The following is a 12,541-nucleotide window of genomic DNA, read 5'->3' on the forward strand; positions in this document are numbered from 1 at the left end:
GCCATCGGTATCGGTACTGGTGGCTTTGTGGTGTACACCGATATCCCGCTGACCGGGGACATTCTGGACGCCGTTGCCGCCGAGTGGGGCCACCGCGGAACCGGCGAACGACTGCACGGTGGCGAGGAATCCGCGGCCTACCGTCTCGGCGAGGTCGTCGTCCGTATCGGCTCGCCCGACCGCGATCCCGCCGAGATCGAATGGTGCAACGGCGTCGCCGCGGCCGCGGCACGTTCGGTCCCCGAGGCCATCGCACCGCTACCCCGCGCCGATGGTTCCACGGTCACCGTGGTGGCCGGCCGTCCGATCACGGTATGGCCGCTGGCCCGCGGACAGTGGGCCGACAGCGCGGACCCCACGCAGTTCGCCGAGGCCGCCGGTCTCCTTGCCCGGCTACATCGCGCCCTCGCCGCCTACCGGCCGCCGCCCCGGCCGGCGCGATCGTTTCTCGAGATCGGGCTCGACGGCGCACCGTCGGCGCACCTGCCCGATCCCGATCTCGACCGCTGGCTCGCCGAGTTCGCCCGAAGCGTCCGCCATCAGCCGCTGCACGGCGACTACTACGCGGGTAATCTCCTGTGCCACAACGGACATGTCACCACCGTGCTCGACTGGGACGAAGCCTTGATCGGCCCTCCTGAACTCGAACTCGCCTCGGCTGCATTGGAATTCACCGATGAAGTCCGCGGTGACCTAGCCGGCGTGCGCGCCTTTGTCGCCGCATATCACGCTGCGGGCGGCACGGCAGGTGAAATCGACGACCTCGCGGTCAGCCAGCTCATGCGGCATCGGCTACGCAGAGAGGCCGCCTACTTCGACATCGCTGTCGCGCGTGGAATCGAACACGACGACGACGATCACGAATACCATCGCCAACGATTGGCTGCATTCCACCGCTTCAAACCCTGATCGGAAACCTACCGGTTCGCCGCGAGCGCGGTAGCGATGATTTCCGCGCTGTCGGCGTGCAGGGCCTGAGCTGCGGTCTTACCGGTTTCCGCGAGGTAGGCGTCGACCAGCCTGTTGCCGGCGGAGTACCCGGCACCCGTCGGCAACCCGACCGGGGTCACGCCCAGATGTTCGGCGATGGTGTCGCCGTGGACCCAGGCCGTGAAGTTCTGCATGCCGGTGACATCCAGGCCGGTAACGACTTTCGCGAACGCCTCGTCGTCGTGCAAGGTGGGCACGCCCAGGCGGGCGTAGCCGAGATCGTCACCGTAGAGTTCGCGAGCGAACGCATCGGCCAACCCCTCACCCACCACATGCTCGCCGACAGTGACCTTCATCGGGTCCCACACCACACCGCCGGGGCTGTAGCGCAGGTTGTGGTGGAGTTCGTGCACCGCGGTGCACTCCAGGCGTTCCAGGTTCTCCGGGTAGGGCCACAGTGTGATCGTGATGTAGCCGGAGATACCGCCGAAGCCGGTGAGGCCAAGACTCGGCACCATGAAATTGGTGTCGCCCGGGTCGCCGAGCACCAGGAGCACGGTGATGTCCGGGGCTTGGAATCCGGGTGTCGCGGCGAGCAGTACCGCCGCCGCGTCGTCGACCGCCCGCTGCATACGATTCCAGGCATCGGCCGCCGCGAGCGTTTCGAGGGCGTCGAGGCATCGTTGCTCGTCACGGTCGAGCGGAAACCCGGCCGACTGCCGGTGAAACGCCACCAGGTCGACCTCTCCCGGGAAGTACCGGTACATCCCGGTCGTCGGTTCGAGCATCGTCCGCAGCAGGTCTTCGCGATCGGCCGCCGGTGCTTGCAGGACCTTCTTCATTGCCGAGTAGGAATCGAGAACAGTGATAGTCACCGAGCCGACGGTAAACCCTCACGTAGCGTGAGGCGCAAACCCGTATTCGGGGGCCGTGCGGTGATTCCACCCCGTATTCACCGCATATTCTGCGGTGAATACGGGACAGCAACTAAACATCGCAAGCCGGGGCGCCGCACAGATATGCAGGACGTAGGCTTTTAGCCTACGTAGTGCATACTTGGGGATAGGAGGTAGGTGGATATGGCCACGAAGCACACCACACCGGTTCCGAGCGCACTGTGGCGTCGCCCCCTGCGCACCCTCCGCCCACAGGATGCAGCGGCGACCTACGCACACCCCCGGCCGGAGCTCGCACGACTCGTGGACAGCGGCGTACTACACCGGGTGGCCCGCGGCTTCTACACAGTCGTACCGCCGGATCAGGTCGGTCGTTCGTGGATTCCCGGCCTCGAAGCCACCGCGGCCGGTATCGCGGCCTCGGTCTACGGTGCTGATCAGGCCGTACTGATGGGAATCAGCGCGGCCCGGGCTTTGGGAGCGATACCCCGCGCGTTGGCGACCGCGATTGTTGCGGTTCCCGAGCAGCACCGCCCCATCGCCCTGATCGACCGTCCCGCAATTGTCAGATTCGTTCGCCGCAACACCGATTCGCTCGACGCCGAGCGAATCGAGACATCGCTCGGTCCGGCACTGGCCACAACTCCCGAGCAGACAGTGCTCGATTTGGCGCACCGCCCACAACTAGGCAACGCCGAGAAGGAAGTACGCAGCGCGATAGCTGTGCTCTACCGTCGCTGCGATCCTCGACGGCTCACGGAACTCGCCGCAGAACAACGACGTATCGCGGCCCTTCGCCGCGCCGAAGCCTGGACGGGTGCACCGTAGTGGACCTGGACGAACGCGACGCTGTCGCCACTCGGTTCGGCGTGTCCACCGAGCAGGTCGACCGGGACCACCTCATCTCACACCTCCTCGGATCGATCAGCAGCCACTTTGCCGATCGCCTTCACTTCATAGGCGGCACGGCACTCTCCCGAACCCACCTCAGCGATGGTCGGCTCAGCGAGGATATCGACCTGGTCGCGATCGGTAATCGCACCGCGCTCGCGCACGAACTCGATACCACACTGCCGCGTGCCGTTGCGCGCAGTCACGGCAGGCTCGAATGGGCACCCGCACTTGCCGAAGTCACAAACACCTCGGCCGCCGTTCTCCGTTCAGCAGCAGGACTGTCGGTCAAGATCCAACTGCTTTCATCACGCGACAGAACTGTGTGGCCGGCGGAAGCCCGAGAGCTCGAACAGCGGTACAGCGACTGTCCACCGGCGCGGCTGCTGGTGCCCACACTGCCGGCATTCGCGGCCGCGAAAACAGCAACATGGCACGACAGGCGAGCATCGCGCGACCTCTGGGATCTCTGGGCATTGAGCACGATCGGCGGCATCGATAGCACTGCCGGAGAACTCTATCGACGGCTCGGACCTACCAACCGGCTTCCGGGGCCACATCTTTTCGATCGGCCACCACATGCGGACGACTGGACTTCGCAACTTGCCGGGCAAACCCGCCTCACCCTCACCGCCGACAGGGCACTGAAGGTCGTCCGAGAGGCCTGGGCGGCGGTCTCACAGAGCGGATAAGCGCCGGGTCTCAGGTGATCGAGGCTGCAATCACCGCAGGCACTGCGGTGATTTTCGGGCCGCTCGCACTCGGAGCGCGGGATCGTCGGCCACTATGCATTACGTAGGGTTAGACCCTACGTAATGCATAGTCACTGCTCAGATCCCCAGGACCAATTTCGCCGTGGTGAAGTAGATGATCAGCCCGGTGGCGTCCACCAGGGTGGTGACCATCGGTGCCGACACCACCGCCGGGTCGATCCGCAACCGCTTGGCCAGCAGCGGCATGGTGCCGCCGATGGTGGCGGCCCAAGCGCAGATCAGGACCAGCGTGATCCCGACGACCACCGCGACCTTCGGGCCCACGAACAGGCCCCCGATCACCAGGCCGACGACGGACAGCATCCCGCCCAGCACCAGACCGACCCGGCATTCACGCCAGATCACCTTGAAAAGATCACCGCCGCGGACCTCCCCCACCGCGACCGCGCGCACACAGGCGGTGGCGGCCTGGGCGCCCGCGTTACCGCCGGCACCGATCAGCAGCGGAATGAACAGCGCCAGCTGGGCCGCCTGTTCCAGGGTGGTCTCGAAGAAACCGGTCACGCTGACCGTGAGGGTCGCGGCGACCAGCAGCAGCATCAACCACAGCGCGCGGTAGCGGGCGAGCTGGAAAACGCCCGCCGCCATGTAATGGCCCTCCCACGGCGCCGAACCCGCCTGCTTGGCGACATCCTCGCTGTCGGCGGCTTCGATCACCTCGACGGCGTCGTCGATGGTGAGCAACCCCACCAGCCGGTCCTCGCTGTCGACGACCGGCAGGTTGATGTCGTTGGTTTCGCGCATCAGGCGCGCAGCTTTTTCTGCCGAATCGGTGGCACGGACGAACGCAGGTTCGGTGACCACCAGATCCGCGACCATCGTGTCGGGGCCGGTGAGCACCAGTTCCCGCAGTTCGACGATGCCCTGCAGGCGGCGACCGGAATCGACCACGGGCAGGGTGTATACGGTTTCGGCGTTCTCGCCTTTGACCCGCACGATCCGCAACGCATCGGCGACGGAGAGGGTACCCGGGATCGCCACGACCTCGGGCGACATGTACCGCCCGACCGACCCCTCCGGATAGCCCAGCAGCGCGGCGGTCATCCGCCGGTCCCGGGGGCTCAGTCCGGCCAGCACCTTCTTCGCCACCTTGGCGGGGGCTTCGCGGAGCATGCGGGCACGATCGTCGGGCGCCATGCCCTCGACGAGTTCGCGGAAGGTCTGATCGCGCAGGCCCTGCAGGATCTGCTGCTGATCGACGGGTTCGAGTTCTTCGAACACCGCCAGCGCCAGATCCTTGTCGAGCAGGCGGAATGCCACGCCGGCCTCGACCGCGTCCATGCGCGCGAGCTCGTCGGCGATGACATGCGGCGGATGATTGTCCAGCCAGTGCAGCGCGGCGTCGACGCGATGGCTTTCGACCACGTTCTGGAGGGATTCCGACAGCGTCGTCGGCGCTTCGATGAGTTCGATCTGCGACATGAGAAGTCCTCGGCACAGCGTTGATTTGCGAGTGATTCGAAAGAAGTCACACCGCGAGGCGCCGAACCGGGCCGCTCCGCCGGCAGAGATCGCTAGCGGAAACGCGGGAGGACGGCGCCGCGCGGCCTTCGACTGGGAGGTTCGCTGCGCATTGCAACACCACCTCCTTCTCGGTCACCGCCGCGCGCCGGAGCACGCCGCTCATCCGGATCAATACTCGATGAATGCGAACGCATCCTTGTGCAGGATACATCCCCGGGCCGGGATAATGGCATCGCAACGTTCGTCACACGGCGTTTCACACTCCCGGGCGTGTCTGCCGGGTCACCGGCCCGGCCCGGGCGCGAGGGTCGCCGCGATCGCCTGTTCGGCTTCCGGCCAGGTGCGGGTGTGGTTCACCCAGTCCGGGACCGGCGCGCTGCGAACCCCGAAGAGGAAGAGGTGCGGCACCAGGTCGCGCAGCACCTCGTGCACCTCGAGCCGGTCGTCGATCATATGGGTGATGCCCAGGCCGGCGCAGTGCACCGCCTTGTCGGCACGCCGACGGCAGAACCGCACATTCAGACGGGGCACACCGGTCTGCGCGTAGAAGTCGTGGTGGTCGAGCCACTGCCGCGTCCGCGCCTGCACCCGAGGCCCACATTTGGAAATCACCCACGCGCGTCCCTCGAACCGGCTCACCAGACGGTTCAGCACCTCGAAGGCGTTATCGGTGGGCGGCGTACGCATCGCTTCCTCGTGACCGCCCGAGAGAAAGACGGTATCCGCGCCGCCGTCGGGTAACGCGGCCCCCTGTATCACTCGGCCGAAATCAATTCCGAGTCTCGCTTCGCCTGTATTCATTTCCGGTCCATTGTCCGCCGGACAGCCGAGGCCGGCGAATTCTTTTCGCGGCGTGGTTACTCAGCAGATCAGCACCTGCCGTCGAATCGGCGCGGGCCCGGTGACAGCATCGCCGTGGACGACCGGTGCCCTACTGGATCGCGTCCCGGGGGTGTCCGAGTTATTCTGACCGCGCCGCGACGAAACTTGTCCGGCTCGAACACCACTGGGGGGATCATGTTCCGACGTCTCGTCGCGCTGTGCCTGCTGTCGGTTGGTCTTGCCGCATGTGGAGACAGTCCGGCCGACCTCACCGCAGGCCAGGCCGAGGGCACCTGGGACTACTGGGTCACCGAACCCGCCACCGACGCCGACAGGCTGGAGCTGTTGCGGCGGACGCGAAATATCGATCCGTGCGCACTGATGCCGCGCGAGGCGCTGGCCGAGTACGGCACGGTGCTGCGGATGTTCACGACCTCGCCCGGCTCGTGTACGGCGACGCTGAACTCCGAGGAAAAACGTGAGCAAACAGAATTCGACCTCTCTGTCTCGGTCCGCAATCCCGGTGTCCCGTCTCATGCCCCGGAGGCCTCGGTCCGGATGGTCGACGGCGCGGAGGTCACCAGCGTCCGCGATCTCGATCACCTCGACGACAGGTTCGAAGACCAGATACTGCATCGAAGCTGCACGGTGACCGCCGGATTCCCTTCGCAGGTGTCACTCATGCTGTTCAGCTCGAACCCGCTGGGCACCGAACCCTGTCCCATCGCGGAGAATGTGATCGACACGGCGCTGGGCGAATTCGGGAAAGAACCGGTTCGGGGATCCTCACCCGATACCGCACGCACGGTAGTCGACGGGATCGATCCATGCGCCGCGGCCGCCGCGCTGGGAGTTACCGTACCGGCTGCCCAGCAGTCGGACTGGTCCTGCGAATTCACTTACCGCGACGACGAGATCTCGGTGTGGTATGGGTACGACTGGCAGTCGCTGACCCCCGACGCGCCGCTGTTCACCGTAGGGCCCCATCCGGTGCACCGGGTCGACGAGCCCGGCGACGACTTCGTGAGCCGCTACGGCCGCATCGGGCCGCCGCTCGAAACCGCCGAGGAAATCGGAAACATGGGGCCCCGCCTGCCCACCGTGAACGTGATGGGCAAGGACGCCGACGCAGTCGAAGACGTTGTCCGCCAGGCACTGTTGCTGGTCCCGGCGCGGTAGAAAGGGCGGTCGATAAGCAGTTCTGGCCACCGGGGAGCTGACATGTTCCGGCGTCTCACAGTGCTCTGCCTACTGCTCGCATGCCTCACACCGTGCACGACCGGAACCACCGGACGGTCACCAGCCGGTGATGCGTACTGGCTGCCCGAATCGGCTACCAACGCCGACCGCATGGACCTCCTGCGCAGGGCCCGCGGTGTCGACCCCTGCGCTCTCCTGCCACGGGAATCGCTCGGCGAATACGGCGAAGTACTCCGGGTCTACAATCCCGGGCCCAGCGCATGCACGGCGGAAATCGCCTCGGCGAAGGCCGGCGGCCGGATCCGGTTGGATCTGGAAGTCGCTGTCCGGTGGGCGGGTGTCCCAGAGCCCGAGGAGAAACCGAGCCGAGTGATCGAGGGTGCCCGAGTCACCTCCGACGGCGATTCCGTCCTCGAGACGGATGAGGGCCGCAGTCAGGATCGCCGGTGCTCGGTGGCTGCGGTGTTTCCCTCCCTGGCCACCCTCGCCGTCAATACCTCGAGCCCGGCCGGCACCGAAGCCTGCCCGATCGGTGAGCAGGTTATGACGAACGCGCTGCACGAATGGATCAACCAGCCGGCCCAGGGCTCATCGCCGGATACCGTGCTCACGCTGGTCAACGATATCGATCCCTGCGCCACGGCCACCGCGCTCGGTGTCACTGTATCCGCCGCCGAACAGAGCATGTGGTCCTGCATTTTCACCTACAACGGCCACCTGGTGTCTTTGCATTACGCCTACGCCAGGAAGCTATCGACCCCACAGCCGCCGGATTTCGGCGTAGGCCCCTACGAGGTGTACCGCTCCGATGTCATCGACAGCGAACGGACATTCTTCAGCAGCACGATCGGGCCGCCGATGGAGACCGCCGAAATCCCCGGACAACGATCGGCGAATCACCTTCCCGCTCTGGCCGGCGGTATTCTGGCCGCGCCGCGATGACGTTTTCCGGCTCGAACACCACTTGGGGGAAATATGCTCCGGCGCTTTGCCGCGCTGTGCCTGCTGGTCACGTGTCTCACCGCCTGTGGCAGTGACCCGACCGACCGCGCCGCAGGCCAAGAGCCCGGCGCCCAAAACTATTGGCTCACCGAACCTGCCACCGACTCCGACCGTCTGGAGTTGCTTCGCCGCGCACGCGGTATCGATCCATGCGCTCTGCTGCCGCGGGATGCGCTCGCAGAATTCGGTACGGTACTGCGCGTTTTCAATCACGGGCCCAGTAGGTGCACGGCAACACTCAACTCCGATGACCTGTCCGGCCGCACACAGTTCCGCCTGCTCGTTTCGGCCCGCGAACCAGGCGTTCCGGCTCACGGAGCGGGCACTCAGGTCCGGACGGTCGACGGTGTGGCAGTCACGACCTCCCGCGATCTGGATCAGCTCGGCGAGGACTATCGGGACCAGTGATCGACGGGATAGAACCCTGCGCCCCGGCCGTCGCCCTCGGAGCCACCGTGCCCGCGGCCCGGCGATCGCTGTGGTTCTGCGAGTTCGACTACCACGGCGATCGAATCAAGCTGGAGTACGTTTTCGCCGGGGAGCGTCTGACTCTGAGGGCGCCGGCGTTCACCGTGGGCACGCACCGTGCCCACCGCTTCGACGAACCGGGCGATGACTTGGTGATCTACTGGGGTCGGATCGGCCCACCGGTCGAGAACTCGAGTCCAGTGGGCTCCATGGGGCCGAGCCTGCCCACCGTCACGGTGACGGGTTACGACGTCGCCGCCGTCGAAGATGTTGTCCGGAGCGTTGTTTCGATGATCCCCGCCCCGTAGAAAGGGATACCCGCACACTATCGCGCCCTGGCGGATCGGATCGGGGACATCGCCGCGCCGGTATCCGAGCACGCTCGCACCGGATGGCCTGGGACCACCACATCTCACGCGGTAGCTGACAATGCGCTGGAAGCGGAGGATAGTGGCGGAATGGACAGGGAGGCGGGTTCTGTGACGGCGGTGGCCGACCGGGTTTTCCACGCCGTGCTCGGGGCTGTCGATGTGCTGGCGATATTCGTCGGAGACCGGCTGGGCTGGTATCGGAGCCTCGTCGCGGACGGACCGGCGACCGCTGCCGAACTCGCCGCGCGCACCGGGACCCATCCGCGGTATACCAGGGAGTGGCTGGAGCAACAGGCGGTGACCGGTTTGCTGACTGTGCACCGGGACGGGAGCGCCGCGGAGCGGATGTTCGCCGTTCCGGCGGCCACGGCGGAGGTGCTCACCGATGAGCACAGCCTCGAGTATCTGGCGCCGATTGCGCGGTTGTTCGGTGCGGTGGGGCCGGCGCTGCCGAAGCTGCTCGACGCCTACCGCACCGGGGGCGGAGTGAGCTGGGACGAGCTCGGGGACGACGCGCGGGAAGGGCAGGCCGACGGGAATCGGCCGTGGTACGAGAAGCGGCTCGCGGCGGCGTTGGGCGATGTCCCCGAGGTCGTGGAGGTGCTGGGCACGCCCGGAGCGAAAGTTCTCGATATCGGGTGCGGGGCGGGATGGTCCGCGATCACACTGGCCGGTGCCTATCCGGCGGCGCGGGTCCGGGGCGTGGATATCGATGCGCCGTCGGTGCGCCGTGCGGTGGCGAATGCGGCCGCGGCGGGAGTTACGGATCGGGTGGAGTTCACGGTCGGGGATGCGGCGGAGCTGCCGACGGGCGGGTTCGATATCGCGTTCGCGTTCGAATGCGTGCACGATATGCCCCGGCCGGTCGAGGTGCTGGCGGCCGTGCGCCGGGCGCTGCGGCCCGGCGGGATCATGGTGGTGATGGATGAGGCGGTCGCGCCGGAGTTCGCGCCCGACGGGGACGATCTGGAACGGCTGATGTACGGGTTCAGCTTGTTCGTCTGCCTGCCCGACGGGATGTCGAGCCCGCCGAGTGCCGGGACCGGCACGGTGATGCGGGCCGCGACCCTACGGAACTACGCGCTCGAAGCGGGTTTCACGAGATTCGATGTCCTGCCGATCGAGGATTTCGGGTTCTGGCGTTTCTACCTACTCGGCTGAACACAAGCGGCCCGCGTCGTGCTCGGCACGTTCAGCGCCGTGCGCAGCGCGGCGGGGTCGTCGAGGGAGAGGCTGATCCGGGTCGTCTCGGCCGTGATGCGGCCGCTGGGTAGCAGCGAGTCGATATGCACGGCGACGGGGTCGTTCAGGGTGAGGTCCACGGTGGCGCCATCGGGGCCCGCGAGGAACAGCCTGCCGTCCTCGAACGCGGTCGCGGTGTGGTTGTAGCGGCGGCATCCTGCAACCGCCGTGATCCGGTCGAGTGGTACGCGGGCGACTACGCGGCCCGATCGGCGCAGTACCACTTCCTGGCCGGTCACATAGTGCGGATAGGCGATATCGGCGATGACCACCGCGAACACAAACACCAGTGACCACACGGAAACCACAGCAAGCGTGATGCCGAGCCATACCCAGGGGATCACCAGGTGTAATACGACCACTTCGATCAGGGTCGCCGCGAGGAAGGCCATGGGCAGGGCGAGGACACCGCGGGTGGCGGTGAGCGGCTGCTGTTCGCGGCTGTCGCGGTCGGTGGTGCGGCGCAGCCACAGCCACAGGCCGGCATACAGCCGGGCCTGGTTGCGGAGGAGTCGCAAGAACCCGGTCACGACGGTCCCCCACTGGTGTCTGCCAGCAATTCCATCGCACGGCGGACCGCCTGGCGTTGTGCGGGGTCGGGGACGAGGGTGTCCTCCGACAGCGCGGGTGCGCCGTGCGGGATATCCGCGGTCGCCGCGACCACGCTGTCGAAATCGAGCCGCCGCAGCTGGCCGGCGATTTCCTGCGCCATCTCCTCGATCAGTTCGGCGGACTGCGCCACCGGGCGGCCGTGCAACCGCTCCCAGCCGCGCAGCAGCCGGCGGTAACCGGTGCGGGCGGCCGGGTCGGCGAGGGCATGGGTGAACCAGGTGAACATTTCAGCGGGTGTGTCGCCGGAGAGGGAGAAGACCTCCAGCATGTCGCGTTCCTGGTCGAGCGCGGCACGCTCCGGTTCGTCGGCTTGCTCGCGGGCCCGGTCGAAGGCGTCGGCGACCTCGTCCGGGAGTGCGGTCAGGCGGCGGTCGGCGTCGACCGCGGCCAGCATCCGGGCCACACCTTCCTGTTTGCGCCCGAGCTGGGTGATGCGCTGGGTGATCTCTTCGTGCAGCGCGGCGAGGTCGGCCCGCAGGTCTTCGGTATCCGAGGCGCCGTGCTCGTTGGCGAATACGGCGGCCACCGCGCCGAGCGGCAGGCCGTTGTCGGCGAGCCAGCGGATCCGCATGAGCCGGGTCAGTTCGGCCATCCCGTAGTCGCGGTAGCCGTTGTCGGGGCGGGCGGGTTCCGGGAGCAGGCCCAGTCGGTGATAGTGGCGGACGGCGCGGGGGGTGGTTCCGGCGGCCGCGGCGATTTCACTGATCCTCATGCCGTCCAGCGTGGGGTGTGACGCTACGTCGTAGTCAAGGGCCGCAGGAGCTATCCGCACACCGGCGCGGAAACATTGCCCGGACGCCGCTCGGACGACAGAGTGGAGGCCGAGGTTGATCTCGTGCGGCCCGCGGGCCCGAACTATGGAGGAGAGTGCTGTGCGCTTCGGAATCTTCATCCCCCAGGGCTGGCGGCTGGATCTGGTGGGTATCGAACCCGCCGCGCAGTGGGAAGTGATGCGAGGTCTCGCGGCACGCGCCGACGCGAATCCGGTGTGGGAATCACTGTGGGTGTACGACCACTTCCACACCGTGCCCGAACCCACCGAGGAAGCCACTCATGAAGCGTGGAGCCTGATGTCGGCGTTCGCCGCGACCACCTCACGGGTGCGACTCGGACAGATGTGTACGGCGATGAGTTACCGCAACCCGGCCTACCTGGCGAAGGTCGCGGCGACCGTCGATCTGATCTCCGGCGGCCGGACCGAGATGGGGATCGGCGGCGGCTGGTACGAACACGAGTGGCGCGCCTACGGGTACGGTTTCCCCACCGCCGGGGAGCGGCTGGGCAGGCTGGACGAGGGCGTGCAGATCTTCCGGCAGGCGTGGAGTTCGGGCACCGCGACGCTGGACGGCAAGTATTACCAGGTGGACGGCGCGATCGTGCGACCGCTGCCAGTGCAGGAGGGCGGGATCCCGCTGTGGATTGCCGGTGGTGGCGAGAAGAAAACTCTGCGTATCGCCGCGAAATACGCGAACTACACGAACTTCGCCGGTAATCCCGAGGAGTTCACCCGCAAATCGGAGATCCTGCGCGACCACTGTGCCGAGGTCGGCACCGATTTCGACGCCATCGTGCGCAGCGCCAACTTCAATGTTGTCATCGGCGCCACCGAAGCCGAGGTCGAGCAGCGCATCTCCGAGAACGCGGCACGGCTGACCCCGGTCCTGGGCGAGGAGAAGGCCCGCGCCTACCTCGACAACCTGACCACCGGCGGTGCCGCCGTCGGCACTCCGGAGCAGATCGTGGAGAAGCTGTCCGCCGTCCGCGATCGCGGCCTCGGCTACGCCATCTTCAACTTCCCGGAAGCGGCCTACGACACCAGCGGAATCGAACTCCTGGAACGGCAGGTGCTTCCGGCGCTGTCCTGAGCACC

The 12,541-nt window shown here is 66.8% G+C and carries 14 protein-coding genes; 9 read left to right on the plus strand and 5 right to left on the minus strand.

All coding sequences use genetic code 11. From position 1 onward, the window contains the following. Nucleotides 1–27 precede the first annotated feature (27 nt). Complete coding sequence (locus ON22_RS19030) at nucleotides 28–909, plus strand: phosphotransferase enzyme family protein (protein WP_033241184.1); 882 nt, start codon at nucleotides 28–30, stop codon at nucleotides 907–909. 8 nt (nucleotides 910–917) lie between these two features. Here the strand turns inward: ON22_RS19030 and ON22_RS19035 are convergent, their stop codons facing one another. Then, the gene (locus tag ON22_RS19035) at nucleotides 918–1,805 is read right to left on the minus strand and encodes a DUF2268 domain-containing putative Zn-dependent protease (protein WP_033241183.1); all 888 of its coding nucleotides are present in this window, start codon (nucleotides 1,803–1,805) and stop codon (nucleotides 918–920) included. A gap of 204 nt (nucleotides 1,806–2,009) precedes the next feature. Here ON22_RS19035 and ON22_RS19040 point away from each other — a divergent pair, with 204 nt between their 5' ends. Beyond that, the gene (locus ON22_RS19040) at nucleotides 2,010–2,654 is read left to right on the plus strand and encodes a type IV toxin-antitoxin system AbiEi family antitoxin domain-containing protein (RefSeq protein WP_033242122.1); all 645 of its coding nucleotides are present in this window, start codon (nucleotides 2,010–2,012) and stop codon (nucleotides 2,652–2,654) included. Beyond that, a complete protein-coding gene (locus tag ON22_RS19045; protein WP_033241182.1) occupies nucleotides 2,654–3,409 on the plus strand; it encodes a nucleotidyl transferase AbiEii/AbiGii toxin family protein in 756 nt (251 codons plus the stop codon). The genes ON22_RS19040 and ON22_RS19045 overlap by 1 nt, the downstream gene beginning before the upstream one ends. Nucleotides 3,410–3,547: 138 nt before the next feature. Here the strand turns inward: ON22_RS19045 and mgtE are convergent, their stop codons facing one another. Continuing rightward, on the minus strand, nucleotides 3,548–4,912 hold the full coding sequence (mgtE, locus tag ON22_RS19050; protein ID WP_033241181.1) for a magnesium transporter: 1,365 nt from the start codon (nucleotides 4,910–4,912) through the stop codon (nucleotides 3,548–3,550). Nucleotides 4,913–5,236: 324 nt separating this feature from the next. Continuing rightward, complete coding sequence (locus tag ON22_RS19055; protein ID WP_033241180.1) at nucleotides 5,237–5,755, minus strand: hypothetical protein; 519 nt, start codon at nucleotides 5,753–5,755, stop codon at nucleotides 5,237–5,239. Between the two features lie 216 nt (nucleotides 5,756–5,971). Between ON22_RS19055 and ON22_RS19060 the strand changes: the two genes are divergently transcribed. The 5 genes from ON22_RS19060 to ON22_RS19080 all read left to right on the plus strand — a co-directional run bounded on the left by ON22_RS19060 (nucleotide 5,972) and on the right by ON22_RS19080 (nucleotide 9,978). Further along, nucleotides 5,972–6,955 carry a hypothetical protein gene (locus tag ON22_RS19060; RefSeq protein WP_033241179.1) on the plus strand — a complete coding sequence of 328 codons (984 nt, stop codon included), beginning with the start codon at nucleotides 5,972–5,974 and terminating at the stop codon, nucleotides 6,953–6,955. A 42-nt stretch (nucleotides 6,956–6,997) separates the two neighbouring features. Continuing rightward, nucleotides 6,998–7,918 (plus strand): hypothetical protein, encoded by a 921-nt coding sequence (locus ON22_RS19065; RefSeq protein WP_033241178.1) that lies wholly within the window; start codon nucleotides 6,998–7,000, stop codon nucleotides 7,916–7,918. A gap of 33 nt (nucleotides 7,919–7,951) precedes the next feature. After that, nucleotides 7,952–8,386: a hypothetical protein gene (locus ON22_RS19070; protein WP_033241177.1), complete on the plus strand. Its 435-nt coding sequence runs from the start codon at nucleotides 7,952–7,954 to the stop codon at nucleotides 8,384–8,386. Continuing rightward, nucleotides 8,383–8,754, plus strand: coding sequence for a hypothetical protein (locus ON22_RS19075; protein WP_033241176.1), 372 nt, complete (start codon nucleotides 8,383–8,385; stop codon nucleotides 8,752–8,754). The genes ON22_RS19070 and ON22_RS19075 overlap by 4 nt, the downstream gene beginning before the upstream one ends. Nucleotides 8,755–8,904: 150 nt before the next feature. Beyond that, complete coding sequence (locus ON22_RS19080) at nucleotides 8,905–9,978, plus strand: class I SAM-dependent methyltransferase (RefSeq protein ID WP_033241175.1); 1,074 nt, start codon at nucleotides 8,905–8,907, stop codon at nucleotides 9,976–9,978. Here the strand turns inward: ON22_RS19080 and ON22_RS19085 are convergent. Then, nucleotides 9,963–10,589 carry a hypothetical protein gene (locus ON22_RS19085; RefSeq protein WP_051157813.1) on the minus strand — a complete coding sequence of 209 codons (627 nt, stop codon included), beginning with the start codon at nucleotides 10,587–10,589 and terminating at the stop codon, nucleotides 9,963–9,965. The genes ON22_RS19080 and ON22_RS19085 overlap by 16 nt on opposite strands. Continuing rightward, nucleotides 10,586–11,383 carry a MerR family transcriptional regulator gene (locus ON22_RS19090; RefSeq protein ID WP_051157814.1) on the minus strand — a complete coding sequence of 266 codons (798 nt, stop codon included), beginning with the start codon at nucleotides 11,381–11,383 and terminating at the stop codon, nucleotides 10,586–10,588. The genes ON22_RS19085 and ON22_RS19090 overlap by 4 nt, the downstream gene beginning before the upstream one ends. A gap of 160 nt (nucleotides 11,384–11,543) precedes the next feature. Between ON22_RS19090 and ON22_RS19095 the strand changes: the two genes are divergently transcribed. After that, a complete protein-coding gene (locus ON22_RS19095) occupies nucleotides 11,544–12,536 on the plus strand; it encodes an LLM class F420-dependent oxidoreductase (protein WP_033242119.1) in 993 nt (330 codons plus the stop codon). Nucleotides 12,537–12,541 lie beyond the last annotated feature (5 nt).

The organism is Nocardia carnea NBRC 14403, assembly GCF_000308515.1.
Classification (GTDB): domain Bacteria; phylum Actinomycetota; class Actinomycetes; order Mycobacteriales; family Mycobacteriaceae; genus Nocardia; species Nocardia carnea.

What these genes read in the sequence shown, in the direction of transcription:
- ON22_RS19040 (WP_033242122.1), top strand. Translation starts at nt 2,010, where the DNA reads ATGGCCACGAAGCACACCACACCGGTTCCGAGCGCACTGTGGCGTCGC.
- mgtE (WP_033241181.1), bottom strand. Translation starts at nt 4,912, where the DNA reads ATGTCGCAGATCGAACTCATCGAAGCGCCGACGACGCTGTCGGAATCC.
- ON22_RS19055 (WP_033241180.1), bottom strand. Translation starts at nt 5,755, where the DNA reads ATGAATACAGGCGAAGCGAGACTCGGAATTGATTTCGGCCGAGTGATA.
- ON22_RS19060 (WP_033241179.1), top strand. Translation starts at nt 5,972, where the DNA reads ATGTTCCGACGTCTCGTCGCGCTGTGCCTGCTGTCGGTTGGTCTTGCC.
- ON22_RS19065 (WP_033241178.1), top strand. Translation starts at nt 6,998, where the DNA reads ATGTTCCGGCGTCTCACAGTGCTCTGCCTACTGCTCGCATGCCTCACA.
- ON22_RS19070 (WP_033241177.1), top strand. Translation starts at nt 7,952, where the DNA reads ATGCTCCGGCGCTTTGCCGCGCTGTGCCTGCTGGTCACGTGTCTCACC.
- ON22_RS19080 (WP_033241175.1), top strand. Translation starts at nt 8,905, where the DNA reads ATGGACAGGGAGGCGGGTTCTGTGACGGCGGTGGCCGACCGGGTTTTC.
- ON22_RS19090 (WP_051157814.1), bottom strand. Translation starts at nt 11,383, where the DNA reads ATGAGGATCAGTGAAATCGCCGCGGCCGCCGGAACCACCCCCCGCGCC.